The 24,131-nt window shown below is 63.1% G+C and carries 22 protein-coding genes; 9 read left to right on the forward strand and 13 right to left on the reverse strand.

Annotated elements, in window-relative coordinates; translation table 11 throughout:
* Nucleotides 1–26 precede the first annotated feature (26 nt).
* The 3 genes from radA to UCMB321_RS23700 all read right to left on the reverse strand — a co-directional run bounded on the left by radA (nucleotide 27) and on the right by UCMB321_RS23700 (nucleotide 3,720).
* The gene (gene radA, locus UCMB321_RS23690; protein ID WP_040071109.1) at nucleotides 27–1,397 is read right to left on the reverse strand and encodes a DNA repair protein RadA; all 1,371 of its coding nucleotides are present in this window, start codon (nucleotides 1,395–1,397) and stop codon (nucleotides 27–29) included.
* 45 nt (nucleotides 1,398–1,442) lie between these two features.
* A complete protein-coding gene (locus UCMB321_RS23695) occupies nucleotides 1,443–1,994 on the reverse strand; it encodes an ankyrin repeat domain-containing protein (RefSeq protein ID WP_040071110.1) in 552 nt (183 codons plus the stop codon).
* Nucleotides 1,995–2,178: 184 nt separating this feature from the next.
* A complete protein-coding gene (locus tag UCMB321_RS23700; RefSeq protein WP_040071111.1) occupies nucleotides 2,179–3,720 on the reverse strand; it encodes a catalase in 1,542 nt (513 codons plus the stop codon).
* A gap of 285 nt (nucleotides 3,721–4,005) precedes the next feature.
* On the opposite strand from UCMB321_RS23700, the gene mscL reads away from it, so the two are divergent.
* Entirely contained in the window at nucleotides 4,006–4,419 is a 414-nt protein-coding gene (gene mscL, locus UCMB321_RS23705; RefSeq protein WP_040071112.1) for a large-conductance mechanosensitive channel protein MscL, read from the forward strand.
* A 21-nt stretch (nucleotides 4,420–4,440) separates the two neighbouring features.
* Here mscL and UCMB321_RS23710 read toward each other — a convergent pair whose 3' ends face one another.
* A complete protein-coding gene (locus UCMB321_RS23710) occupies nucleotides 4,441–5,217 on the reverse strand; it encodes a ferredoxin--NADP reductase (protein WP_040071113.1) in 777 nt (258 codons plus the stop codon).
* Nucleotides 5,218–5,635: 418 nt separating this feature from the next.
* On the opposite strand from UCMB321_RS23710, the gene UCMB321_RS23715 reads away from it, so the two are divergent.
* Nucleotides 5,636–6,349: an autoinducer binding domain-containing protein gene (locus tag UCMB321_RS23715; RefSeq protein WP_040071114.1), complete on the forward strand. Its 714-nt coding sequence runs from the start codon at nucleotides 5,636–5,638 to the stop codon at nucleotides 6,347–6,349.
* 145 nt (nucleotides 6,350–6,494) lie between these two features.
* Complete coding sequence (locus tag UCMB321_RS23720) at nucleotides 6,495–7,619, forward strand: methyltransferase (RefSeq protein WP_040071115.1); 1,125 nt, start codon at nucleotides 6,495–6,497, stop codon at nucleotides 7,617–7,619.
* A gap of 137 nt (nucleotides 7,620–7,756) precedes the next feature.
* Here the strand turns inward: UCMB321_RS23720 and UCMB321_RS30335 are convergent, their stop codons facing one another.
* From UCMB321_RS30335 to UCMB321_RS23730, 3 genes are all read right to left on the reverse strand, one after another.
* Nucleotides 7,757–7,924 carry a DUF2474 domain-containing protein gene (locus UCMB321_RS30335; RefSeq protein ID WP_084615147.1) on the reverse strand — a complete coding sequence of 56 codons (168 nt, stop codon included), beginning with the start codon at nucleotides 7,922–7,924 and terminating at the stop codon, nucleotides 7,757–7,759.
* Between the two features lie 89 nt (nucleotides 7,925–8,013).
* Nucleotides 8,014–9,021 carry a cytochrome d ubiquinol oxidase subunit II gene (cydB, locus tag UCMB321_RS23725; protein ID WP_040071116.1) on the reverse strand — a complete coding sequence of 336 codons (1,008 nt, stop codon included), beginning with the start codon at nucleotides 9,019–9,021 and terminating at the stop codon, nucleotides 8,014–8,016.
* 3 nt (nucleotides 9,022–9,024) lie between these two features.
* Complete coding sequence (locus tag UCMB321_RS23730) at nucleotides 9,025–10,458, reverse strand: cytochrome ubiquinol oxidase subunit I (RefSeq protein WP_040071117.1); 1,434 nt, start codon at nucleotides 10,456–10,458, stop codon at nucleotides 9,025–9,027.
* A gap of 213 nt (nucleotides 10,459–10,671) precedes the next feature.
* Here UCMB321_RS23730 and UCMB321_RS23735 point away from each other — a divergent pair, with 213 nt between their 5' ends.
* Nucleotides 10,672–11,934 carry an MFS transporter gene (locus UCMB321_RS23735; RefSeq protein WP_040071118.1) on the forward strand — a complete coding sequence of 421 codons (1,263 nt, stop codon included), beginning with the start codon at nucleotides 10,672–10,674 and terminating at the stop codon, nucleotides 11,932–11,934.
* On the opposite strand, the gene UCMB321_RS23740 is transcribed toward UCMB321_RS23735, so the two are convergent.
* Nucleotides 11,931–12,383 carry a DUF4879 domain-containing protein gene (locus tag UCMB321_RS23740; RefSeq protein WP_040071119.1) on the reverse strand — a complete coding sequence of 151 codons (453 nt, stop codon included), beginning with the start codon at nucleotides 12,381–12,383 and terminating at the stop codon, nucleotides 11,931–11,933. The genes UCMB321_RS23735 and UCMB321_RS23740 overlap by 4 nt on opposite strands.
* A gap of 249 nt (nucleotides 12,384–12,632) precedes the next feature.
* Between UCMB321_RS23740 and UCMB321_RS23745 the strand changes: the two genes are divergently transcribed.
* Nucleotides 12,633–13,928: an NCS2 family permease gene (locus tag UCMB321_RS23745; protein ID WP_040071120.1), complete on the forward strand. Its 1,296-nt coding sequence runs from the start codon at nucleotides 12,633–12,635 to the stop codon at nucleotides 13,926–13,928.
* Complete coding sequence (trmA, locus tag UCMB321_RS23750) at nucleotides 13,925–15,004, forward strand: tRNA (uridine(54)-C5)-methyltransferase TrmA (RefSeq protein WP_040071121.1); 1,080 nt, start codon at nucleotides 13,925–13,927, stop codon at nucleotides 15,002–15,004. Before UCMB321_RS23745 ends, trmA begins: the two co-directional genes overlap by 4 nt.
* 32 nt (nucleotides 15,005–15,036) lie before the next feature.
* Here trmA and UCMB321_RS23755 read toward each other — a convergent pair whose 3' ends face one another.
* Genes UCMB321_RS23755 through UCMB321_RS23765 form a run of 3 tightly spaced genes read right to left on the reverse strand, consistent with a single transcriptional unit; the run spans nucleotide 15,037 to nucleotide 17,978 of the window.
* A complete protein-coding gene (locus UCMB321_RS23755; protein WP_040071122.1) occupies nucleotides 15,037–15,876 on the reverse strand; it encodes an amidohydrolase family protein in 840 nt (279 codons plus the stop codon).
* Nucleotides 15,877–15,920: 44 nt separating this feature from the next.
* Nucleotides 15,921–17,204 carry an MFS transporter gene (locus UCMB321_RS23760; protein WP_040071123.1) on the reverse strand — a complete coding sequence of 428 codons (1,284 nt, stop codon included), beginning with the start codon at nucleotides 17,202–17,204 and terminating at the stop codon, nucleotides 15,921–15,923.
* 42 nt (nucleotides 17,205–17,246) lie between these two features.
* The gene (locus tag UCMB321_RS23765) at nucleotides 17,247–17,978 is read right to left on the reverse strand and encodes a GntR family transcriptional regulator (RefSeq protein WP_040071124.1); all 732 of its coding nucleotides are present in this window, start codon (nucleotides 17,976–17,978) and stop codon (nucleotides 17,247–17,249) included.
* Between the two features lie 262 nt (nucleotides 17,979–18,240).
* On the opposite strand from UCMB321_RS23765, the gene aroQ reads away from it, so the two are divergent.
* Together aroQ and UCMB321_RS23775 are read left to right on the forward strand one after the other, a co-directional pair.
* Nucleotides 18,241–18,681: a type II 3-dehydroquinate dehydratase gene (gene aroQ, locus UCMB321_RS23770; protein WP_040071125.1), complete on the forward strand. Its 441-nt coding sequence runs from the start codon at nucleotides 18,241–18,243 to the stop codon at nucleotides 18,679–18,681.
* A gap of 5 nt (nucleotides 18,682–18,686) precedes the next feature.
* Nucleotides 18,687–19,538 (forward strand): shikimate dehydrogenase, encoded by an 852-nt coding sequence (locus UCMB321_RS23775; RefSeq protein WP_040071126.1) that lies wholly within the window; start codon nucleotides 18,687–18,689, stop codon nucleotides 19,536–19,538.
* A 59-nt stretch (nucleotides 19,539–19,597) separates the two neighbouring features.
* Here UCMB321_RS23775 and UCMB321_RS23780 read toward each other — a convergent pair whose 3' ends face one another.
* Together UCMB321_RS23780 and quiC are read right to left on the reverse strand one after the other, a co-directional pair.
* Complete coding sequence (locus UCMB321_RS23780; RefSeq protein ID WP_040071127.1) at nucleotides 19,598–20,275, reverse strand: TetR/AcrR family transcriptional regulator; 678 nt, start codon at nucleotides 20,273–20,275, stop codon at nucleotides 19,598–19,600.
* A 171-nt stretch (nucleotides 20,276–20,446) separates the two neighbouring features.
* A complete protein-coding gene (gene quiC / locus UCMB321_RS23785; protein WP_040071128.1) occupies nucleotides 20,447–22,357 on the reverse strand; it encodes a 3-dehydroshikimate dehydratase QuiC in 1,911 nt (636 codons plus the stop codon).
* 441 nt (nucleotides 22,358–22,798) lie between these two features.
* Between quiC and UCMB321_RS23790 the strand changes: the two genes are divergently transcribed.
* The gene (locus UCMB321_RS23790) at nucleotides 22,799–24,055 is read left to right on the forward strand and encodes an MFS transporter (RefSeq protein ID WP_245220847.1); all 1,257 of its coding nucleotides are present in this window, start codon (nucleotides 22,799–22,801) and stop codon (nucleotides 24,053–24,055) included.
* The last annotated feature ends 76 nt before the right edge of the window (nucleotides 24,056–24,131 follow it).

Below are 24,131 nucleotides of genomic sequence, written 5' to 3' on the forward strand. Positions count from 1 at the left end.
GAGTGGATGTATTCGTGAAGCGATCACTATGATTCGAACAATGCATCCAGCGCCTGCTCCAACCGCGTCACCGCGATGATCACCAGCCCCGGCGGTGCTTCTTTCGGCGCATTGCCCTTGGGCACGATGGCCCGTTTGAAACCGTGCTTGGCCGCCTCCTTGAGGCGCTCCTGGCCGCTGGGCACCGGTCGCACTTCCCCGGACAGGCCGACTTCGCCGAACACCAGCAGGTCATGGGGCAAGGGCCGGTTGCGCAGGCTGGACATGATCGCCGCCAGCAACGCCAGGTCCGAGGCGGTTTCCAGGACTTTCACCCCGCCCACGACGTTGAGGAACACATCCTGGTCGTGGGTCGGAATCCCGCCATGGCGGTGCAGGACCGCCAGCAGCATCGCCAGGCGATTCGGGTCGAGTCCGAGGGTGACCCGGCGCGGGTTGGACAGGTGGCTGTCGTCCACCAGGGCCTGTACCTCCACCAGCATCGGCCGGGTGCCTTCCCAGGTGGCCATGACTACGCTGCCCGGCACTTCCTCCTGGGCCCGGGTGAGGAAAATCGCCGAGGGATTGGAGACTTCCTTCAAGCCGCGGTCGGTCATGCCGAACACGCCCAGCTCATTGATCGCCCCGAAACGGTTCTTCACCGCGCGCAACAGGCGCAGGCGGCCATCGGACTCGCCCTCGAAATACAACACGGTGTCGACCATATGCTCGAGCACCCGCGGGCCGGCCAAGGCGCCCTCCTTGGTCACATGACCGACCAGGAAGATCGCCGTGCCGCTCTGTTTCGCATAGCGCACCAGCAACGCGGCGCTCTCGCGCACCTGGGACACGCCGCCCGGCGCCGATTGCAGTTGTTCGGTGAAGATGGTCTGGATCGAGTCGATCACCATGACCCTGGGTTTTTCCACCCGTGCGGTGGCAATGATGGTTTCGATGCAGGTCTCGGTCATCACCCGCAGTTGGTCCTGGGGCAGACCCAGGCGCCGGGCGCGCATGGCGACCTGCTGTTGCGATTCCTCGCCTGTGACATAGAGCGCCGGCATGCGCGCGGCGATATTGCACAGGGTCTGCAGGAGAATGGTCGACTTGCCGATGCCCGGATCGCCACCGATCAGCACCACCGAGCCGTCCACCAGGCCACCGCCGAGCACCCGGTCGAGTTCCCCGGAGGCGGTAGGAAAGCGCGGGATTTCCTCGACGCTGACTTCGGCCAGGGTCTTGATCTGTGCCTGTTGCCCGGCCCAGCCGGTGCGACCGTTGGGCGCCGCGGCCCCGCCGCTTTCCACCAGGGTTTCGGTCAGGGTGTTCCAGGCCCCGCACTCGCCGCACTGCCCGGCCCACTTGGGAAAGGTCGCGCCGCACTCGGTGCAGCCGTACATGCGCTTGGCCTTGGCCATCTGAACCCCCACGCAAAACCGCGATGATAGCTCAGCTGGCGCCGATCAGCGCGGCGCCGGTGTACGGATTTCGCCACCGGCCAGGCGTGTGGCGCTGTTGCCCAGGGGATCTTCGGCATCGAGGTTGGCGCCCTTGGCGGCCAGTTCGTCGAGCAGGCCGAGGCGCTTGAACAGCCCGGCGTACATCGCCGCCGTCTGGCCGGCGCCGTTGCGTTGGTCAGGGTTGCAGTCGGTGGCGAGCAGGCGCCGGGCGATGCTCACTTCCCCCTTGAAGATCGCGCCCATCAAGGCGGTGTTGCCACGTTTGTCCTGGACGCAGGCATTCGCCCCGGCCGCCAGCAGGCGTTCGACCGCAGGACCCTGGCCATGATAGGCGGCCAGGATCAGTGCGGTGTAGCCCTGGGCGTCCTGGGTATCGAGGCTGTAGCCGGCGTCGATGAAGGTGTTGAGCATTTCGACATCACCGCGGCGGGCGGCATCGAAATAGTAATCCTTGAGCTGCGCCTGGAGCGCTCCCGGGTCGGTGGGAACAGGGGATTCCTGGGCTGAAGCCGCAAAGGTACAGGCCAGTAAAAGCAGGAAAGCATAGGTACGCATGGTGATGCTCCTACAGCGTTCGCGCCGCCGCAATGACGGCTCGACACAGTTCCCTGTGGGAGCCGGCTAGCCAACGATGAGGCCCTTGAGCCTTGCAGCGCTCATCCGGACGCCATCGCCAGCAAGCCGGCTCCTACAGGTTCCGTTGTGTTTTCAAGACCCAGTCAGTCCTGATTGGCGAACGTCAATCCGACAGCTTCGCCGCCAACGCCTTGACCCGCGCCAGATCGCCCTTGGCGACCTTGGCCACCCCCGCGCCGTACTCCGGGTCAGCCTTGTAGAGGTACGACAGCATGATGTGCTTGCTCTCGTCATCGGTGTCCGCCAGGGAACCGCCGAAGTTCTCGATCAGGTCCTGCTTTTCCTTCTGGCTGTAGGAGCGGTACAGGTCCCCGGCCTGCTTGAAGTTCTGCTCGTGCTGGATCTTCGCCTGCTGGGTGCTGCCCGCCAGGGCCAACTGGCTGTAGCGGGCCGCCGCCGGCTCTTCGCGGGGCAACAGGCGGCTGGGCTGGTAGTTCACCCCGGTGCTGCTGTGACCGCTGTTCATCGCGCCATCCTGGTTGCCGTTGTTGACCGCGACTTTCGCCGCGTTGATCGGCAATTGCAGGGCATTCGGCCCCAGGCGATACATCTGGGTGTCGGCATAGGCGAAGACCCGGCCCTGCAACAGGCGGTCCTCGGACGGCTCGATCCCCGGCACCAGGTTGGCCGGGGCCATGGCCACCTGCTCGGTCTCCTGGAAGACATTGACCGGGTTGCGATCCAGGACCATCTGCCCGACCTTGCGTTCAGGCACGCCCGGCCAGATCTTGGTGGCATCCAGCGGATCGAAGTCGAACTTACCCAGCTCCTGTGGCGTCAGAACCTGAATATAGAGATCCCACTTCGGAAAGTTGCCCTTGTTGATATGCGCCACCAGGTCGTGAGTCATATGACTGTAATCTTTGCCCTGCACTTCGACGACCGATTTTGGATCCAAGTTTCGAATCCCTTGCAAACTCTTCCAATGGAACTTGACGTAGTGCACTTCGCCCTTGGCATTAATCAATTTATAAGCATGCACGCCATTGCCATCCATCTCCCGGTAACTGGCCGGCGTACCGGAGTCCGAATACAACTCGGTCAGGGTGCGGGTGGCTTCAGGTACATGGGAGAAGAAGTCGAAGCGACGTGAGTCGTCATCGAGGTTGCTCCGCGGATCCGGCTTGAAGGCGTGCACCATGTCCGGGAACTTGATGGCATCGCGAATGAAGAAAGTCGGGAAGTTGTTGCCCACCAGGTCCCAGTTACCGTCGCTGGTGTAGAACTTGGTGGCGAACCCGCGAGGATCGCGCAGGGTCTCGGGCGAGTGGTTACCGTGGACCACCGCCGAGAAACGCACGAACACCGGGGTGGCGGTGCCGGCGGCAAACACCTTGGCCTTGGTCAGGTCGCTCAGGTCATCGGTGACGGTAAAGGTGCCGTGGGCACCGGTGCCGCGCGCATGCACGACACGCTCCGGAATACGCTCGCGGTCGAAGCGCTGGAGTTTCTGGATCAGTTGCACGTCCTGCAGCAACACCGGCCCGCCGGCCCCCGCGGTCTGCGAGTTCTGGTTGTCGCCGACGGCGGCACCGTTGTCCCGGGTCAGGGTAGCGGCCTGGACGGACAGGGATAGCAGGCTGGCGCTCAAGACGCACAGCACACGCCGTGAAGAAACGATCCCAAGGGCTGGAATGATGTTCATGTCGGACTCCTCTGTTTTTTGTAAAGCGCATTCCAATGCGCTGAGCAGAGGCTAGTGACTGATGCGTCATTTTCTAAATAGAAAAGCCTGAAGAGGTCGATTGAGAAAATAGACGGGTCATTTTCCCGAAGGGCGGGTATTTCGCGCGATGAGTGGCACTTTGCAAACTTTTTGCCACACCCCCGGTCGATAACAGCAGGCGCAGTCTGCCCCGCGCGTAAGGCAAGATGCTCGCGGCTCAATTACACTGCGCTCACTCCACTCATCTGTAACAAGGAATAACCTATGAGCGTGCTCAGTGAGTTCAAGGCCTTCGCGGTCAAGGGCAATGTGGTCGACATGGCCGTCGGTATCATCATCGGTGCCGCCTTCGGCAAGATCGTTTCGTCGTTTGTCGGCGATGTGGTGATGCCACCGGTGGGGCTGCTCATCGGCGGGGTGGACTTCAGTGCCCTGGCCATCACCTTGAAAGCCGCCGACGGCAATGTGCCTGCCGTCGTATTGGCCTATGGCAAGTTCATTCAGACCTGCATCGACTTCGTGATCGTGGCCTTCGCCATTTTCATGGGGGTCAAGGCCATCAACCGGCTCAAGCGCGAAGAGGCAGTAGCCCCTAGCCTGCCACCGGTCCCCACCAAGGAAGAGGAATTGCTGGGCGAGATCCGCGACCTGCTCAAGGCGCAGTCAAACAAGCCCTGACACAGGCAACGCGGTGTTGCCCTACCAATAATTTTCCACCGCCACCTGCCCGGGGCGGCGGCTCAGGCTCAGATGCAGGTTCCGTTGCTTGAGCACCGCCCGCGTGTCGTCAATCATCTGCGGGTTGCCGCAGATCATCACCCGCGAATGCTCGGGGGTCAGCGCCACCCCCGCCACGCGTTCCAGTTCGCCGCTTTCGATCAAGTGGGTAATGCGCCCGCTCAGCATTCCCGGGCACTGTTCGCGGGTAACCGTTGGAATGAACCGCAGCTTGTGGGCGTACTCGGCCAGGTAATCCCGTTCGCCCAGGCCGGCGATCAGCTCCCGATAAGCCAACTCGACCGCCTGACGGGCGCTGTAGACGAGGATGATCCGCTCAAAGCGCTCCCATGCCTCGAAATCCTGCAGGATCGACAGGAACGGAGCCACACCGGTGCCGGTGGCCAGTAACCAGAGGTCACGCCCGCCGACAAAGCGGTCCAGGGTCAGGTAGCCGAACGCTTGCCGATCCACCAGCAGGCTGTCCCCCTCACGCAAGCGACTCAACTCGCTGGTGAATTCGCCACCGGGTACTACGATGGAAAAGAACTCGAGGAACTCGTCGTAGGGCGAGGACACCATCGAATAAGCCCGCCACACGACTCCGCCATCGGACTTGGTCACCCCGAGGCGGGCGAACTGGCCGGCACGAAAACGAAAGCCGGTATCACGGCCGGCACGCAAGGTGAACAGGCTTGGCGTCAAGGTCTGGACATCGAGCAGGGCCTGGCGGGTGAACTTCTCGGCGCTGGCGGTCATGGCGCTCTCCGTGAGGTAATGCACTTCAGTGTCGCGCAAAGGGCGCGGGACAAACACCTATACTTTGTAGTGGTATAGGCTCTTCAAAAAACTTATACATTCTTACATTGCTTGTATACATCGCACTGAAAACAATACATTACACACAATATCCAACTCCATTTTAACAAGCATTCACAAATAGACATTTCCACAGTGCCATAAACGATCACGCCCCTGTCGGCATGCGCCACGAGAAGACACGCCTAACCGATAGCAAAACGCCCTCAATTAGCATGCGACGCGCGATAACTGCGGTTTTTTAAAGTCGATAAAAATATCGTCGAGAGGCCGAAAAATATCAGCCTCCGATGCAGAATTTTCCTACACTACCTCCGTCACCTTCGACAGTTACACGCAATCACGGAAGGGCACTTCAATGGAGAACTGGCAGGATAATCAACTGCACCAGCTCATGAGTGAAAAAGAAGAACAGGCAATCTTCAATGCAGTTTTCAATCTGGCCGTGCAAATTGGCTTCACCTACGCGTCATTCAGCATAACCACCCTACTCGGAAGCCATCAGACGAACAGCACAAGCTTCAACAACTACCCCAACGAATGGAACAGATGCTATCAACGCAACAACTACCAAACGATCGACCCGTTGCTTTTCCACTGTCATCGCTCGGTATTCCCGATCCTCTGGTCCCCGGAGGTCTTTCAATCCGCTCCGACACTCTGGAGAGACATGCAAGACCATGGGTTGAGACAAGGATGCTCACAGTCCGTCCATGACGTACGCGGTATCGTCAGTACCTTGAGCCTGGCTCGCCATTCGGTGCCAATTACCACCGATGAGTTCTACAGCAAGGCCGGACAGGTCCTCTGGCTCTGCAACTGGCTGCATTCGGCACTGGCGGACAAGCTGCTACCAGCCCCACGGCCGGATAACTGCTACCCGCTGTCGCCGCGCGAGGCCGAGATCATGAAGTGGACCGCGGAAGGCAAGACCGCCTCCGAAATCGCCGGCATCCTCCACCTGACCACGCGCACCGTGGGCTTTCACATGAGCACCATCATGAGGAAGTTCGGGGTCAACAACAAAGCTTCCGCCGTCTTGTGTGCCGCCAAATCAGGCTTGCTTTTCTGAACCAGCACGGAGCGACACGGCAGAGGGATCTGCCATCAGAAGAACAGGCAATCTGCGCCAAACCCACGTAAAATCCCTCGATCTCCGATTCCCGCTTGTCCTGTCCCCACCCGCGACAGGCAACATCGACGCTCCTGAGCCCTCCATGCCCCTGCTAGAAAGCCCGTTTGCCCAACTCGACCTGATCCGCCAGCCCGAACAACAGAACGAGCCCCTGCAAGCCTTCGATGCCGCGGATGAGTACCTGCTCGCGCATCTGGCGCAGCAAGGCGTATCGGCCGAGACCCGAGTGCTGGTGCTCAACGACAGCTTCGGGGCCCTGGCCGGCAGCCTGAGCGGGCATGTGCGGGTGACCAGCAGTGGCGACTCGTTCCTCGGCGCCCTGGCGCTGGAAAAGAACCTGGCCCGCAACGGCCAGGCCTTCGACGCGGTGCGGCACGTCCCCGCCAGCGAAGCCTGGGACGGGCCGTTCGACCGGGTGTTGATCCGGGTCCCGAAAACCCTCGCCTTGCTGGAGGAACAGCTGATTCGCCTGCAAGGTCTTCTGGCGCCGGGTGCCCAGGTGATCGCCGGCGCCATGATCAAGCACCTGCCCAGGGCTGCCGGCGATCTGCTGGAGCGCTATATCGGCCCGGTGCAAGCGTCCCTGGCGGTGAAAAAGGCCCGCCTGCTGATCGCCACGCCCCAGGACCGGGAGCCGGCCGTCTCGCCCTACCCGACGCGCTACCGGCTCGATGCGCCGGCCATCGAGCTGCTCAACCATGCCAACGTGTTCTGCCGTGAAGGCCTGGACATCGGCACCCGGGCGTTCCTGCCCCATCTGCCGGGTAACCTGGGCAGCGCGCAGGTCGCGGACCTGGGGTGCGGCAACGGCGTCCTGGCCATCGCCAGTGCCCTGCGCAATCCCCAGGCCCACTACACGCTGGTGGACGAGTCGTTCATGGCCGTGCAGTCGGCGCGGGAAAACTGGCGGGCGGCGCTGGGTGAGCGCGAGGTGCTGATCCGGGCCGGCGACGGCCTCGCCGGGCAAGCGCCGCAATCACTGGACGTGGTGCTGTGCAACCCGCCCTTCCACCAGCAGCAGGTGGTCGGCGATTTCCTCGCCTGGCGGATGTTCCAGCAGGCGCGTGAAGCGCTGGTGGTGGGCGGTGCGCTGTACATCGTCGGCAACCGTCACCTGGGTTATCACAGCAAGCTGGCGCGGCTGTTCCGCGGTGTCGAACAAGTGGCGGCGACGCCCAAGTTCGTGATTCTCAAGGCACGTAAATAACCACCGCTGTCCCCTGCAAAACGCCGAACTGTAGGAGCCGGCTTGCTGCGGGCGGCGTTCCGACGATGACGGCCGCAAGGACGCTGCAGGACTCAAGGGCCTCATCGCCAGCAAGCCGGCTCCCACAAGGTCAGTCGCTAGTGAGTGGTCAACCCGGCCGCATTCATGAACAGCCGCATCAGGCTGGCCACCACGAACAGCGCCAGCACGCTCCCCGTCCAGATGATCGCCAGCCAGCCGAGGCGTTGCCAGAGCGGTTTCTTTTCCGCCGCCTCGATCTCGTGCAAAGAAGGTTTGCCTGTCATGACCCCAGTCCTCGTCGTTCAAGCGCGATGGCGTTGCTGAACACGCCATCGCCAACCTGCCCGCCCCTGCGCGGAACGGGCGCGGCACACTAGTGATAACCGTCCTCGTGGGTCACCTTGCCGCGGAACACGTAGTAGCTCCAGAAGGTGTAACCCAGGATGAACGGGATGATGAACAAGGTGCCCACCAGCATGAAGCCCTGGCTCTGCGGCGGCGCGGCGGCGTCCCAGATCGAGATGGACGGCGGCACGATATGCGGCCACAAGCTGATGCCCAAGCCGCTGTAGCCAAGGAAAATCAACGCCAGGGTCAGCAGGAACGGCGTGTAGTGGGCATTGCGCGCCACCGCCCGCAGCAAACCGTACAGCGTCACCAGCACCAGGATCGGCACCGGCAGGAACCAGAACAGGTTCGGCAGGGTGAACCAGCGCGCGGCGATCTCGGCGTGGGTCAGCGGCGTCCAGATACTGACCACCCCGATCACCGCCAGCACCACATAAGCCAGGGGCCGCGCCAGGTCGTGCATCTGCTCCTGCAACTTGCCCTCGGTCTTCATGATCAGCCAGGTGCAGCCGAGCAAGGCATAGGCCACCACCAGCGCCACGCCACAGAACATCGTGAAGGGGGTCAGCCAGTCCAGCGAACCGCCGGCGAACTGGCGGTCGACCACCGGGATACCATCGATGAAAGCCCCCAGCGCCACGCCCTGGAAGAAGGTCGCGGTCAGCGAGCCGCCGATGAAGGCCTTGTCCCAGATATGCCGCTTGTGCTCCTTGGCCTTGAAGCGGAACTCGAAGGCCACGCCCCGGAAGATCAGGCCGACCAGCATCAGGATCAACGGCAGGTAGAGCGCCGACAGCACCACCGAATAGGCCAGCGGAAACGCGCCGAACATGGCCGCGCCGCCCAGTACCAGCCAGGTCTCGTTGCCGTCCCAGACCGGCGCGACGGTGTTCATCATCACGTCGCGGTCGCGCTCGCCCTCGACGAAGGGGAAGAGAATGCCAATCCCCAGGTCGAAACCATCCATGACCACATACATCATGATGCCGAAGATGATGATCACGGCCCAGATCAGCGGAAGATCAATACCCATGATTCAGTTCCCCTTGTTCAGGCTGTGGGCGTCTTCGGCGCCGTCATCGGCGGCGGAGAGCGGACGGGCCGGCGTGCGTTTCTGGCCGGGGCCACCGTGGCTCGACTCAGCCCCTTCGTTGGTGATAGGGCCTTTGCGCACCAGGCGCATCATGTAGCCCAGGCCGGCACCGAACAGCGAGAAATAGACCACGACGAACAGTGCCAGGGTAATGCTCATTTGCACCAGCGTGTGCCCGGACGAAGCATCCGCCGTGCGCATCAGGCCGTAGACCACCCAGGGCTGGCGACCGATTTCCGTGGTGAACCAGCCGGCCAGGATCGCGATCAGGCCCGACGGCCCCATCCACAGCGCCAGGTGCAGGAACAGGCGGTTGCTGTAGAGGCGCTCACGCTTGCGCAGCCACAGGCTCCACAGCCCGGTGAAGATCATCAGGAAACCGAGGCCGACCATGACCCGGAACGACCAGAACACGATGGTCGAATTCGGCCGGTCCTGCGCCGGGAACTCCTTGAGCGCCGGCACCTGCTTGTCCAGGCTGTGGGTCAGGATCAGGCTGCCCAGGTAGGGAATCTCCACGGCGAAGCGGGTCTTCTCGGCCTGCATGTCCGGCAGGCCGAAGAGGATCAGCGGGGTCGCCTCGTTGCCGACATTTTCCCAGTGACCTTCGATGGCGGCGATCTTCGCCGGCTGGTGCTCGAGGGTGTTGAGACCATGGAAGTCACCGATGACCGCCTGGATCGGCGCCACGATCAGCGCCATCCACATGGCCATCGAGAGCATGGTGCGGATCGCCGGATTATCGCGGCCGCGCAACAGGTGCCAGGCCGCCGACGCACCGACGAAGAAGGCCGTCGCGACAAAGGCCGCCGTGGCCATGTGCATCAAGCGAAAAGGGAAGGACGGGTTGAACACCACCGCCAGCCAGTCCACCGGGATCACCCGGCCATCGACGATTTCGTAGCCCTGGGGTGTCTGCATCCAGCTGTTGGAAGAGAGAATCCAGAAGGTCGAGACCAGCGTACCGATGGCCACCATCACCGTGGAGAAGAAATGCAGGCCGCGGCCGACGCGGTTCCAACCGAACAACATGACGCCGAGGAAACCGGCTTCGAGGAAGAACGCGGTGAGCACTTCGTAGGTCAGCAGCGGCCCGGTGATCGCGCCGGCGAAGTCGGAGAAGCGGCTCCAGTTGGTCCCGAACTGATAGGCCATGACCAGCCCGGACACCACCCCCATGCCGAAGTTGACGGCAAAGATCTTCGACCAGAAGTGGTACAGATCGCGGTAGGTGTCGTTGTGCGTCTTCAGCCACAAGCCTTCGAGTACCGCCAGGTAACTCGCCAGGCCGATGGTGATCGCCGGGAACAGGATATGGAAGGAGATGGTGAATGCAAACTGGATTCGGGCGAGATCTAGCGCCTCCAAACCGAACATAATGCTTCCTCTGTCAGGTATTGATCCGGATCAATCAACGTTGAAAGAGTAGTCCCATTCCGACGAGCTGCCTGCGTGGTCTTTTGCCGCGTGACAGGTTGTCTCAGCTCAGATGCCCTTCTGATCCGCAAAAAAAACCCGTGCGACTCAGCAACTTATTGTTACACCCAAATGATAACCTCTGCTTTTCCCTCGCCCCCGACCGAGCCCGCGATGCCCGACACCACGCCGTTGCTGTTGCGCCACCACCGCCCTTTCCTGTCCTTCTGGCTGGCACGGATCTTTACCGCCAGCGGCTTCCAGATGCTCAGCGTGGCCATCGGCTGGAACCTCTACCAACTGACCGGCAATGTGCTGGACCTCGGCCTGGTGGGCCTGGTGCAGTTCGCCCCGCGGCTGCTGTTCATGCTGCACACCGGCCACGTCGCCGACCGCTACGACCGGCGCTGGGTCTCGGCGCTGTGTCAGGCGTTGCAGGCGCTGATCGCCCTGAGCCTGGCCATCGGCGGCGCGACCGACCACGTGAGCCGGGAAATGATCTTTATCCTGGCGTTCCTGCTGGGGGCCTCCCGCGCCTTCGAAATGCCCACCACCCAGGCGCTGTTGCCATCCATCGTGCCGACTGCGCTGTTCCCCCGCGCCGTGGCGGCTGCGCAGTCGGCCCAGCAACTGGCAACCATCGTCGCGCCGGCCGTCGGCGGCTTGCTCTATGCCCTGGGCAGCGTCTGGGTCTATGGCCCCACCGTGGCCCTGTATGTGATCGCCTGCCTGCTGATGCTCAACCTGCCAGCCCGGCAGACCACCCTGAACAAGGGTAAGGCCACCCTCGACTCGCTGTTGGCGGGGATTCGCTTTATCCGCAGTCGCCCGGACATTCTCGGCGCCATTTCCCTGGACCTGTTCGCCGTACTGCTGGGCGGCGCCACGGCCTTGCTGCCAGTGTTCGCCAAGGACATCCTGCTGACCGGCGCCTGGGGCCTGGGCCTGTTGCGCTCGGCCCCGGCGGTGGGCGCCCTGCTGATGTCGCTGTGGCTGGCGCGCTTCCCGGTGGAGCGCAAGGTCGGGCGGACCATGTTCAGCGCCGTCGGCATCTTCGGCGTGGCCACCATCGCCTTCGGCCTGTCGACGTCCTTCTGGTTCTCTCTGGCGGTGCTGATGGTGCTGGGCGCGGCGGACATGATCAGCATGGTGATCCGCGGATCCTTCGTGCAACTGGAGACCCCGGACGAGATGCGCGGCCGGGTCAGCGCCGTGAACGGGCTCTTCATCGGCGCCTCCAACCAACTGGGCGAGTTCGAGTCAGGGCTGACGGCCCACTGGTTCGGCACCGTGCCCGCCGTGGTGCTGGGCGGTATCGGCACCCTGGCGATCACCGGGACCTGGATGAAACTGTTCCCGACCCTGGCCCGGCGCGATCACATGCACGAAGCCCCGCACCCGTCGGCGGAAGCGACCGAGCCGGCAAGAGTCGCCTAGTGGGCCGCGATTTGAATTTCCGCGCCCATGGTCTGCACGGGCGCCGTCAGCGAGCGGTCGCCGACCACGAAGGTAGCGGTCTGCTGGTCATCCAGTTCAAACACATAGCTGAAGCTGTAACCCACCACCTTGCCGACGGTGCAAGGCACGAAAGGCCGGCGGAATTCGCAGAGTGAGCTGCGCGTCGCGTATTGCAGCGGGGCGCCGTTCAGAAAAGCCATCGGTCCCCGGCCATAGCCCGACTCCACCACCGTCACGGTGATCGGCCCGCGATGGTTGCAGCGGGTTTGCGTGCGGCCGTCGGACACGTCCTCGGCACAGCCCTGGGACACGACCGTATAGATAGCCACCCCGATCAGCGACTGGGCCGGGGCGGCCGACACGGCGCCCGCCATACTCGCCATCAGCAGGCCGCTGCCCAAGGCCAGACTCTTCATTCGACTGCTCATAGATCCCTCCGGAAGGAATGCGCAGTATGCCTCATGGCCCCCGCGACCACACCGTTGCCCCGCGCGAGGACAACTTTTTTGCGCATGTCCTGGCATCTTGCTTGCAACGCGCAGCCAACCGGCACAAACCACTGGTATGATGCGCGGCTTTTTTCCACAGACAGAAGCTCATCAGGCCGCTAGAGTCTGTGCTTGGCTGTTTGGGGATCGATTCATTCACGGCGCCGAGTGCGCCACGGGGGAGCAGAGATGCTGGAAAGGCTGTTTCAACTCAATGCACACAACACCAATGTGCGCACCGAAATACTCGCGGGCGTCACCACCTTCCTGGCCATGGCCTACATTCTGTTCGTCAACCCGAGCATCCTCGGCGAAACGGGCATGGACAAGGGCGCGGTGTTTGTCGCCACCTGCCTGGCCGCGGCCATCGGCTCGACGGTCATGGGCCTGATCGCCAACTACCCGATCGCCCTCGCGCCGGGCATGGGCCTGAACGCCTTCTTCACCTACACCGTGGTCCTGCACATGGGCCATACCTGGCAGGTCGCGCTGGGAGCGGTGTTCATCTCGGCGGTATGCTTCTTCCTGCTGTCGATCTTCCGCATCCGCGAATGGATCATCAACAGCATCCCGCTGCCGCTGCGCTCGGCGATTGCCGCCGGTATCGGCCTGTTCCTGGCACTGATCGCCCTGCACAACGCCGGCATCGTGGTGGGCAACCCGGCGACCATGGTCGGCCTCGGCGACCTCAAGCAACCGGCACCGATCCTCGCCACCCTGGGCTTTGCCGTGATCGTCGCCCTGGACGCCCTGAAAGTCCGTGGCGCGGTGCTGATCGGCATCCTCGGCGTGACCATCGTCTCGATCCTGACCGGCTTCAGCCCGTTCGGCGGCATCGTCTCGGCACCGCCGTCGCTGATCCCGACCTTCCTGCAGTTGGACATCAAGGGCGCCCTGGACATCGGCCTGGTCAGCGTGATCTTCGCCTTCCTGTTCGTCGACCTGTTCGACAACTCCGGCACCCTGATCGGCGTCGCCAAGCGCGCCGGGCTGATGGGCAAGGACGGCCACATGCCGAAAATGGGCCGCGCACTGATCGCCGACAGCACCGCCGCCATGGCCGGCTCGCTGCTGGGCACCTCGACCACCACCAGCTACATCGAATCGGCGGCGGGCGTCAGCGCCGGCGGCCGCACCGGCCTGACCGCCATCGTGGTCGCCGTCCTGTTCCTGCTGGCGCTGTTCTTCGCCCCGCTGGCCGGCAGCGTCCCGGCTTTCGCCACCGCACCGGCGCTGCTGTTCGTCGCCGTGCTGATGACCTCGGGCCTGGCGGAAATCAACTGGGATGACATCACCGAAGCCGCACCGGTGGTGGTGACAGCCCTGGCCATGCCCTTCACCTATTCCATCGCCAATGGCATCGCGTTCGGCTTCATTGCCTGGACCGCGGTCAAGCTGCTGTCCGGTCGCGGCCGCGAACTGAACTCGGCGCTGGTGATCCTGTCGATTCTGTTCGTGATCAAGCTGGGCTGGTTCAACGCATGACTTTCGATTCCAACACCTACACCGCTCAGCTCGAAGACAAGGTCGCGCGCCTGCGCGACCTGCTGGCGCCGTTCGACGCACCCGAACCCCGGGTGTTCGACTCGCCGCTGCAGCACTTCCGCCTGCGGGCGGAGTTCCGCCTGTGGCGCCAGGCCGGCGAACGCCACTACGCGATGTTTTCCCAGGACGACAAGCGCACGCCGATCCTGATCGAGGACTTCCCTATCGCCAGCCTGCGCATCAATGAGTTGATGCCCAGGCTCAAGGCCGCCTGGCAAGCCAGCGCGCCCCTGAGCCACAAACTGTTCCAGGTGGAGTTCCTGACCACCCTGGCGGGCGACGCGATGATCACCCTGTGCTATCACCGGCCACTGGACGAGCACTGGCAGACCGCCGCCGAGCAGTTGGCCGCCGACCTTGGTGTCAGCGTCATCGGCCGCTCCAAGGGCAAGCGCGTGGTGATCGGCCACGACTACGTGGTGGAAAAATTCGAGATCGCCGGGCGCACCTTCAGCTACCGGCAACCGGAGGGTGCCTTCACCCAGCCCAACGGCACGGTGAACCAGAAGATGCTCAACTGGGCCTATGAGGCCCTGGGCGAGCGTTCGGACGATCTGCTGGAGTTGTACTGCGGCAACGGCAACTTCACCCTGCCGCTGGCGACCCGGGTGCGCAAGGTGCTGGCCACCGAGATCAGCAAGACCTCGGTCAGTGCCGCCCTGAGCAACCTCGACGAGAATGCCGTGGACAACGTCAGCCTGGTGCGCCTGTCCGCCGAGGAACTGACCGAAGCGCTGAACGAGGTTCGCCCGTTCCGCCGCCTGCACGGCATCGACCTGAAGAGCTATGAATTCGGCAGCGTGTTCGTCGACCCGCCCCGCGCCGGCATGGACCCGGACACCTGCGAGCTGACCCGGCGCTTCGACAATATCCTGTACATCTCCTGCAATCCCGAGACCCTGGCGGCGAATATCGCGCAACTGCACGATACCCACCGCATCGAACGCTGCGCGCTGTTCGATCAATTCCCCTGGACCCATCACATGGAATCCGGGGTATTGCTGACCCGTCGCTGAACCCGAGCGCGGGCGGCACCTGCCGCCCCGCCTCAGTCTTTGACAAACCCGAACAACTCGGCCGCCGTGTTGCACAGCAGGTGCTGGCGCAGCGGTGCGGCGCAGGCCAGACGGCGCAACCGCTCGAGCTCCGAGCAGACATTCACTTCGTGCTCATGCTGGGTATGCGGCCAGTCGCTGCCCCACAGCAAGCGGTCCGGCCCCAGGGATTGCAACATCAGCGACAAGGCCTTTTCCGCGAAATGCAGGTTTTCCATCGGCGTCCCGCCCAGCCGATAGATGCCCGAGACCTTGATCCACAAGCGCCCGCTTTGACCCGACTCAAGCAGACGGGCAAAGGCCGGTTGCCCGACGCCCAGTCGGGCATCGGGACGGCCGAAATGATCGACCACTACCTTGCAGCCCAGCGCCAGCAGCGGTTCGACCAACGCCGGCAGATCCTCCAGTTGGCGGTGCACTTCGACATGCCAGTCGAGGCGGCGCAGATGCTGGAAAAACACCTGCCACGAGGCCTCGGCAAAGTCCGGCAGCGGCTGCCCCATCAGGTTCAGGCGCACGCCCGCCACGCCGAGCCCGGCCATCCGCTCCAGCTCGTCGAAGGCAATATCGCGCTCGACCACCACCACGCCGCGCAACCGTTCGGGTGCCTGCTGCAATGCCGCCAGCAGATAGCTGTTATCGGTGCCGAGGAAACTCGGCTGCACCAGCACACCGTGGCTCAGGTCGCTTTCCCCCAAGCGTGTCAGGTAGTCGGCCAGGGTGGCATCGTAATCCGGCGCATAACGGCGCACGGTCGCCAGCCCCAGGCCGCGCTCGAAAACATGGGCATGGGCATCGATGCCGCGAATCGGCAATGGGCAAATCTCGGACATGGAACTCATCTATGGAAAGGTTGAATACAGGGGTCGTGGCGTTCTCAGGATAACTGGCCGGCATTGGCCCCCTTGGCCGGCACGGCGTCCGGCGTAACCTCCTGCAGGTTGCGGCCCCTGGTTTCCGGCAAGGCCAGCGCGGCCAGCACCGCCACGCCATAGGCAATCCCCGCATCGATGCCGATGGCCGAGCCGAGGGACATCGACTCGCTCATATGCCCGACCATGAACGGGAACACCGCCGACAACACCCGACCGAAGTTGTAGCAAAAGCCCACGCCGGCACCGCGGACATCCGCCGGATACAGCTCATTGAAGAACGACCCCAGGCTGGCCGGGATCCCGGCGGCGAAGAAGCCCAGGGGGAAGCCGAGGAACAGCATCTGGGTATTGCTCAACGGCAGGAACAGGTAGCACTGCACCGTGACCACGCAGCAGAAGGCGAAAAGGATGATGTTCTTGCGCCGACCGATGCGGTCCAGCAGCAGGCCGCTGACGATACAGCCGAACCAGAACGCGACGATGATCACCGCCAGGTAGCCGCCGGAACTCAACACCGAGAGGTTGCGTTCGGTCTTGAGGAAGGTCGGCAACCAGGTCATCACCGCGTGGTAGCCGCCATGCGCCCCCAGGCCGAGAATCCCGCCCAGCAGCGTCACCCGCAGCAACTCGGGACGGAAGATCGCCGCCATCGAGGCCAACAGGCCACGGCCCTCGGCTTTCGCCTGGCGTTGCGTGCCGTCCGGCTCGACCACGCTGCGCCGCACATAAATCACCAGCAGCGCCGGCAACAGCCCCACCAGGAACATCACCCGCCAGGCCATCGCTTCGGGCACGAAGCTGTAGATCAAGGTGAACACCCCGACCGCCGCGCCCCAACCGATCGCCCAGGCGCTCTGTACCGCGCCCATGACCTTGCCGCGATAGCGCGCCTGGATGGTCTCGGCCATCAGCACCGCGCCCGCCGCCCACTCGCCGCCGATCCCGAAGCCTTGCAGCGCCTTGATGATCAGCAACTGGTTGAAGCCGGTGACAAAGGCCGAGAGAAAGGTGAACAGCGAGAACCAGAGGATCATCCATTGCAACGTCCGGACCCGGCCGTAGCGGTCGGACAGCGCGCCGCCCAACCAGCCACCGATGGCCGAACTGACCAGGGTCACCCCGCTGACCAGCCCGGCATCGCCCTTGCTCAGGGCGAAGGCGGCGATCAGGGCCGGGATCGCCAGGCCGAACATCTGCACTTCCAGTGCGTCCAGGGACCAGCCGCCAAAGCAGGCCCAGAATGTCTTGCGCTCCCTCGAGGTGATGTCGCGATACCAACTGAACATGATTTCTTATCCTTATAGGTAAACGGGGGAGCCGCCCAGGGCTCAGCGAATCTCGACGCTGTAGCGGAAGTGCCTGGCATGGCCACGGGAGCGCCGCCACTCCAGCGGCTGGCCGGCGTAGTCGCGGGCCAGCCGCTCGATCACCACCACCGGGCTGTTGGCCTCGATCTGCAGCAGCCGTGCATGCACCTCACCCACGGCCTCGGCGGTGAGGGTTTCCTCGGCGCTGGCCACGACCTGGCCGCAAAGCGCTTCGTAGATCGGATAGAGCAACGGGCCCTCGCGGTCCAGGTCGACCGTCAGCAACGCCTGGAACGGCGCCTTGGGCAGCCAGATTTCCTCGGCCAGCAGCGGCGTGCCTTCCAGCAACCGCAGGCGCACCAGGCAGATCACCTCAGCCTCGGGCGGCAGCCCCAGTGCCTGGCTGACCGCCGAGGGCGCGGGCAGGGAATCGATATTGAGGATCCGGCTCTCGGGCATCTGGCGTTCGCCGGCCAGGGTCTGGAAACGGAAAAAACGGAACAGCGAAGACTGGAACTGCGGACGCCGGACAAAGGTTCCGCGGCCCTGGTGACGTTCGAGGATGCCCTCCTCCACCAGCTTGTCGATGGCCTTGCGTACGGTGCCGATGGACAGCTGGTACTCGCCGGCCAACACCGCTTCGGTGGGAATCGCTTCGCCCGGGCGCCAGCGGTTGTTGGCAATCTGCCGGGCCAGTTCGTCGCGCAGGCGTTGATAAAGGGGCAGGCGTTCGTCGCTGGAAAGGGCATTCATTTTTGTGGTTATCCAGTCATCTATATGAATTTTTTCCCGAGTATTCTCCTTGAATGAAACAGCGTCAAGCGCCCAGCCGATCACTGGTCGACCCGTGCCCTGAAAGATTTCCCGGGAACTGTTCGCTGATCGAACACTAAAGCGCGCGGTTTCTGCCTGGCGCGTGCTGTTCATTTGACTTGGATTAACCGGTTAGTACATTTTATCCCCACAGACCGATTGCCTTTCGGTCCAAGCCAAAAACAACAACGGAGATCCCCTGATGCCCCCTATCGTCCTGGTGCTCAACGGTCCGAACCTGAACCTGCTCGGCGTGCGCGAGCCGGCCACCTACGGTCACGAAACCCTGGCGGACATTTCCGCACTGTGCGGTCGCGCGGCCACTGAACTGGGCCTGACCGTGGAGTTTCGCCAGACCAACCATGAAGGCGAGCTGCTGGACTGGATTCACGCTGCCCGTGGCCGTTGCGCCGGGATCGTCATCAATCCGGCGGCCTGGACCCACACCTCGGTGGCGATCCGCGATGCGTTGGTGGCCAGTGAATTGCCGGTGATCGAAGTGCACCTGTCCAACGTCCACGCCCGCGAGCTGTTCCGCCATCACTCATTTGTTTCGTCCATCGCCACCGGGGTGATGTGCGGGTTCGGCAGCCACGGCTATCGCCTGGCGCTGGACTATTTCAGCCAGAAATTGAAGGGGTAAGCAGGATGTCGCAAAACAACGGAAGCGTATTGGCGGGACTGATCGGCGCCGGTATCCAGGCATCGCGCACCCCCGCCCTGCATGAGCGCGAGGGCGATGCCCAAGGACTGCGTTACCTGTATCGGCTGATCGACCTGGATGCGTTGCAGCTGAACATCAACGCCCTGCCCGACCTGTTGCTGGCCGCCGAGCGCATGGCCTTCACCGGGTTGAACATCACCTTTCCCTGCAAGCAGGCGATTATTCCGCTGCTCGATGAACTGTCCCCGGAGGCACGGGGGATTGGCGCGGTGAATACGGTGGTGCTCAAGGACGGCAAACGGGTGGGACACAACACCGATTGCCTGGGGTTCGCCGAGGGCTTTCGCCGTGGACTCCAAGGGGTTGCACTGGAGCGCGTGGTGCAGATGGGCGCCGGCGGCGCGGGCGCGGCGGTGGCCCATGCCCTGCTCGACGAAGGCGTACAACAGTTGACGATCTTCGATGTCGACAGCAGCCGCGCGCAAAGCCTGGCGGACAACCTCAACCAGCATTTCGCCGGTGGCCGGGCCAAGGCCGGCATCGATTTGCCTTCAGCCATGGCGCAAGCGGACGGTCTGGTGAACACCACGCCGATGGGCATGGCCAAGCTGCCCGGTATGCCGGTGCCGCTGGAGCTGCTGCGCGCCGAACTGTGGGTGGCGGAGATCGTGTATTTCCCACTGGAGACCGAACTGTTGCGCAACGCCCGGGAACTGGGTTGCCGCACGCTGGACGGCGGGACGATGGCGGTGTTCCAGGCGGTCAAGGCGTTCGAACTGTTCAGCGGCGTAACGCCGGACTCGCAGCGGATGGTGGCGCATTTTCAGAGTCTGTAGGACTCGCCTCGCTGAGCTTTATGCAGGATAAAGCTCAGCACGGCCCAGTGTCCGGGCGTTCAGGCCTGCAAGTAGCGCAACACCGACTCGCAAATCATCGCCCGATGCCGCGCCTTGATCTGCTCGTCCGACAAGTCGACCTGGAAGATCTCGCCAAGGGTGTGGCGGTTCGAGACCCGATGGAAACAGAACGACGTCATCAGCATATGCACGTCCAGTGGGTCCAGGCCACTGCGGAACAGCCCCTGCTGCGCGCCACGCTGGAGGATTTCGCCCAGCGCGGTCAGGATGGTGACGTTCAGCGAGCGAATCGCCTTCGATTGCTTGACGTACTCGCCCTTGTGGATATTTTCGATACTGACGATCCGGACGAAATCCACGTTGCGGTCGTGGTGATCGAAGGTGAACTCCACCATCCGTCGAATCGCCTCCCGCGGTTCCAGTTCCGTCAGGTGCAGGCGGCTTTCGGTGCTGCGAATATCTCCGTAGAGCTTCTCCAGTACCTCGACGTACAGCCGTTCCTTGCTGCCGAAGTAGTAATAGATCATCCGTTTCGAGGTATGGGTCCGCTCGGCAATCGCATCGACCCGCGCGCCGGAGAGCCCTTGCTGAACGAACTCGACAATCGCTTCCTGGAGGATGTTCTCGCGGGTCTTCTCGGGATTGTTCTTGCGACTCTTGCGCAGCACGACGCCCGAGGCGTCGGACGTGGCGGAAAGTTCTGAAGTCATAGTCATTCTGGGCTCACGGCCTTCTCAGCAGATGCCGACGATTATGAGCACTATCTCTCGTAGGAGCGAGCTTGCTCGCGATGAATGCAAGGACACCGCGTTTCTCCAGTGAGCCCGCGTTATCGTTGGCCTCCATCGCGAGCAAGCTCGCTCCTACAGGGATGCGTGTCAGTCGGATTAAAGCCGGGCCTGGCGCACACCGCCACTGCGGGATTTGGCCATCGCCGCCAGGCGCACCGCGACGTTCGCCGCCCCATACCCGGCATAACCATTACGACGTTGCAGGATCTCGAAGAAGAAACGCCCCTCGAACGGCTCGGTATAGACGTGGAACAACTCTCCGCCCTGGGCATCGCGGTCATACAGCACGTTGTAGTAGGCCAGCTCGCTGAGGAACTCATCGTCGAAATCGAAGCGCGCCGCCAGATCGTCGTAGTAATTGAGCGGGATATCCAGCAACGGCACCCCCGCCGCTTTCGCCCGGCTGACCTCGGCGAAAATATCGTCACACTCGAAAGCGATATGGTGGACGCCTGAGCCGCGATAGCTCGACAGCGCGTGGGAAATCGCCGTGTTGCGGTTCTCGGAAATGTTCAGCGGCAGACGGATCGAACTGCAGCGGCTGCGCAGTGCCCGGCTCTTCACCAGGCCATACGGATCCGGCAGCACCACTTCATCGTCAGCTTCGAAATCCAGCAGGCTCTTGTAGAACAGGACCCAACTGTCGAGGCTGTCGGCGGGCAGCGCCATGGCCATGTGATCGATGCGCTTGAGGCCCGTGCGCGAAGGCGTAACGGGCAGCAGATTGAAATCGGTGTCGTAGAGCGTCTGCCCGGTGGCGTCCTTGTCCACCAGGTAGATCAGGCTGCCATCCGGCGCCCGCACCGCCGCCAGCTCCAGTTCGTTCGGGCCGACCAGGCCGCGATAGGGCTGCCCCTTGTAGGCCACGGCCCGGGACAAGGCGCTGGCGCTGTCGTCGACCCGGATCGCCGTGGCGCACAAGGACGGGCCGTGGGCCTCGAAGAAACTGTGGGCAAAGGAGTAGGGTTCGGAGTTGAGGATCAGGTTGATATCGCCCTGGCGCAGCAGGCTGACGCTTTTCGAGCGGTGCTGCCCGGCCTTGGCAAAGCCCAGGCGTTCCAGCCAGTGGGTCAACTTGGCGCCGAGGCTTTCGTCCACGGCGAACTCGAGGAACTCGATGCCATCGTTTTTGCTGACCGCTGGCGGCGCGAACAAGGTATCGAGATTGGCCACCGGTTCGGCCTCCTGCGCCAGGCGCTCGCGGGTTTTCTCTTCCAGGTACAGCAACGAACGCAAGCCGTCGGCGGCATTGGCCCGAGGCGGCGCGGCGCGGAAACCGTCGTTGAAGATTTCCAGGGACAGCGGCCCCGTGTAGCCACTCTTGATGATCGGTGCGAGAAACCCGGGCAGGTCGAACTCACCTTGCCCCGGGAAACAGCGGAAATGTCGGCTCCACTCCAGGACGTCCATGGCCAGGATCGGCGCATCGGCCATTTGCACGAAGAAGATCTTGTCGCCGGGAATCTGCGCGATGGCGCTCGGATCGCCCTTGAGCGACAAGGTGTGGAAGCTGTCGAGCAACACCCCGAGGCTCGGATGATCGGCCTTGCGGACGATGTCCCAGACCTGTTGGTAGGTATTGACGTGCCGGCCCCAGGCCAGGGCTTCGTAACCGATACGCAGGCCACGGGCGCCCGCGCGTTCGGCCAGCAGGTGCAGGTCATCGACCAGGATCTGTTGCTCACCCACGCTGTCGGCCGACGCATTGCTGCACACCAGCACCAGGTCGGTGCCCAGTTCCTGCATCAGATCGAACTTGCGCTCGGCGCGTTCCAGGTTGCGCGGCAGGCGGTCGCGGCGGCAGCCTTCAAAGTCGCGAAAAGGCTGGAACAGGGTGATGGCGATGCCAAGGTCCGCGCACATCTGACGGATTTCCCGAGGGCTGCCGTCGTAATACAGCAGGTCATTTTCGAAGATTTCCACGCCATCGAACCCGGCGGCGGCAATGGCTTCGAGTTTTTCCGGCAAGGTGCCGCTCAGGGAAACGGTGGCAATGGAACGCTGCATAGGACGACTCCCGACAGTGGGCATTTTTATTGTGAACACGGAACAAAACCGTAGGAGCCGGCTTGCTGGCGATGCAGGCGCCGCGGTACATCAGAAAGACCGCGTTATCGTTCATCGCCAGCAAGCCGGCTCCTACAAGGACGTCATCCGTCGGACTCAAGAGGCGATCGAATTATTGATGCAGGGAACCCGGACATCAATCAAAGTGTACGAACCAGTTAGTTTTGTGTGCGATTATCGACCACAATGACCTCCGGCGAATTGACGGTTTTTTGCCCACTGCGCACCATCATCCCAGCCAAGGCAGTGCTTCAAACGCTCCAGAAACACACCCAGACAATTCCAAAAAACGGGTAATCGCTCATGCTCTCGACTTCACAAAGCTCCCCTGTCACCCAGGGCAGCACCCGCGGCGGTATCGCCGACAAGATTCGCGGCGCCATGGCCGTCGGCACGACCCGCTGGGGAATGCTGGCGCTGGTGTTCTTCGCCACCACCCTGAACTACATCGACCGCGCCGCCCTGGGCGTGATGCAGCCCATCCTGTCCAAGGAAATGAGCTGGACGGCGATGGACTACGCCAACATCAACTTCTGGTTCCAGGTCGGCTACGCCGTCGGTTTCGTCCTGCAGGGACGGCTGATCGACAAGATCGGCGTGAAGCGGGTGTTCTTCTTCTCCGTGCTGTTCTGGAGCCTGGCGACCGGTGCCCACGGCCTGGCGACTTCGGCGGTGGGCTTCATGGTCTGCCGGCTCATTCTCGGCCTGACCGAAGCCGCCAACTACCCGGCCTGCGTGAAGACCACCCGCCTGTGGTTCCCGGCCGGTGAACGCGCGGTGGCCACCGGTATCTTCAATGCCGGGACCAATGTCGGGGCGATGTTCACCCCCATGTTGTTGCCATTGATCCTGCAGGTCTGGGGCTGGCAGGCGGCGTTCCTCTGCATGTCGGCGCTGGGTGGTGTCTGGCTGGTGTGCTGGGGCCTGAAATACTTCGACCCGCAAGAGCACCCTTCGGTGAAAGCCTCGGAACTGGCCTATATCCAGCAGGAAGCCGAACCGGTTCAACCCGGCGTGCCTTTCTCGCGGATCCTGCGCATGCGCGGCACCTGGGCCTTCGCCCTGGCCTACTCGCTCACCGCACCGGTGTTCTGGTTCTACCTGTACTGGCTGCCGCCGTTCCTCAACCAGCAATACAACCTGGGCATCAGCGTGACGCAAATGGGCATCCCGCTGATCATCATCTACATGACCGCCGACTTCGGCAGCGTCGGCGGCGGCATCCTCTCCTCGTTCCTGATCGGTCGCGGCATCAACCCGATCCGCGCCCGCCTGCTGTCGATGCTGCTGTTCGCCTGCTGCATCGTCGGCGTGGTGATGGCTGCCGGCGCCAGCCACCTGTGGGTGGCCGTCGCGGCAATCTCCCTGGCCATCGGCGCGCACCAGGCCTGGACCGCGAACATCTGGAGCCTGGTGATGGACTACACCCCCAAGCACATGATGAGCACGGTGTTCGGTTTCGGCGGCATGTGCGCGGCCGTCGGCGGCATGTTCATGACCCAACTGGTGGGCTACATCCTGACCGTCACCAACAACAACTACGCCGTGTTGTTCACCCTGATCCCGGCGATGTACTTCATTGCCCTGACCTGGCTGTACTTCATGGCCCCGCGCAAGATCCCCAACCTGGCGGACTGATCGGCCCTCCACGGGGGCCTGGTTCCAGGCCCCCGTACCGGCAACCGCCGACCGGCTGCCCTCCCCCTCGACGCAA

The sequence above is a fragment of the Pseudomonas batumici genome, assembly GCF_000820515.1.
Classification (GTDB): domain Bacteria; phylum Pseudomonadota; class Gammaproteobacteria; order Pseudomonadales; family Pseudomonadaceae; genus Aquipseudomonas; species Aquipseudomonas batumici.

Bases quoted from the DNA above. Each gene is read 5' to 3' on its own strand.
- UCMB321_RS23730 (WP_040071117.1), bottom strand. From the start codon at position 10,458: ATGTTCGGTTTGGAGGCGCTAGATCTCGCCCGAATCCAGTTTGCATTC.
- UCMB321_RS23740 (WP_040071119.1), bottom strand. From the start codon at position 12,383: ATGAGCAGTCGAATGAAGAGTCTGGCCTTGGGCAGCGGCCTGCTGATG.
- trmA (WP_040071121.1), top strand. From the start codon at position 13,925: ATGACTTTCGATTCCAACACCTACACCGCTCAGCTCGAAGACAAGGTC.
- UCMB321_RS23695 (WP_040071110.1), bottom strand. From the start codon at position 1,994: ATGCGTACCTATGCTTTCCTGCTTTTACTGGCCTGTACCTTTGCGGCT.
- UCMB321_RS23760 (WP_040071123.1), bottom strand. From the start codon at position 17,204: ATGTTCAGTTGGTATCGCGACATCACCTCGAGGGAGCGCAAGACATTC.
- cydB (WP_040071116.1), bottom strand. From the start codon at position 9,021: ATGGGTATTGATCTTCCGCTGATCTGGGCCGTGATCATCATCTTCGGC.
- mscL (WP_040071112.1), top strand. From the start codon at position 4,006: ATGAGCGTGCTCAGTGAGTTCAAGGCCTTCGCGGTCAAGGGCAATGTG.
- UCMB321_RS23710 (WP_040071113.1), bottom strand. From the start codon at position 5,217: ATGACCGCCAGCGCCGAGAAGTTCACCCGCCAGGCCCTGCTCGATGTC.
- UCMB321_RS23790 (WP_245220847.1), top strand. From the start codon at position 22,799: ATGGCCGTCGGCACGACCCGCTGGGGAATGCTGGCGCTGGTGTTCTTC.
- UCMB321_RS23700 (WP_040071111.1), bottom strand. From the start codon at position 3,720: ATGAACATCATTCCAGCCCTTGGGATCGTTTCTTCACGGCGTGTGCTG.
- aroQ (WP_040071125.1), top strand. From the start codon at position 18,241: ATGCCCCCTATCGTCCTGGTGCTCAACGGTCCGAACCTGAACCTGCTC.
- UCMB321_RS23735 (WP_040071118.1), top strand. From the start codon at position 10,672: ATGCCCGACACCACGCCGTTGCTGTTGCGCCACCACCGCCCTTTCCTG.
- UCMB321_RS23720 (WP_040071115.1), top strand. From the start codon at position 6,495: ATGCCCCTGCTAGAAAGCCCGTTTGCCCAACTCGACCTGATCCGCCAG.
- UCMB321_RS23755 (WP_040071122.1), bottom strand. From the start codon at position 15,876: ATGTCCGAGATTTGCCCATTGCCGATTCGCGGCATCGATGCCCATGCC.
- UCMB321_RS23780 (WP_040071127.1), bottom strand. From the start codon at position 20,275: ATGACTATGACTTCAGAACTTTCCGCCACGTCCGACGCCTCGGGCGTC.
- UCMB321_RS23745 (WP_040071120.1), top strand. From the start codon at position 12,633: ATGCTGGAAAGGCTGTTTCAACTCAATGCACACAACACCAATGTGCGC.
- quiC (WP_040071128.1), bottom strand. From the start codon at position 22,357: ATGCAGCGTTCCATTGCCACCGTTTCCCTGAGCGGCACCTTGCCGGAA.
- UCMB321_RS23765 (WP_040071124.1), bottom strand. From the start codon at position 17,978: ATGAATGCCCTTTCCAGCGACGAACGCCTGCCCCTTTATCAACGCCTG.
- UCMB321_RS23775 (WP_040071126.1), top strand. From the start codon at position 18,687: ATGTCGCAAAACAACGGAAGCGTATTGGCGGGACTGATCGGCGCCGGT.
- radA (WP_040071109.1), bottom strand. From the start codon at position 1,397: ATGGCCAAGGCCAAGCGCATGTACGGCTGCACCGAGTGCGGCGCGACC.
- UCMB321_RS30335 (WP_084615147.1), bottom strand. From the start codon at position 7,924: ATGACAGGCAAACCTTCTTTGCACGAGATCGAGGCGGCGGAAAAGAAA.
- UCMB321_RS23715 (WP_040071114.1), top strand. From the start codon at position 5,636: ATGGAGAACTGGCAGGATAATCAACTGCACCAGCTCATGAGTGAAAAA.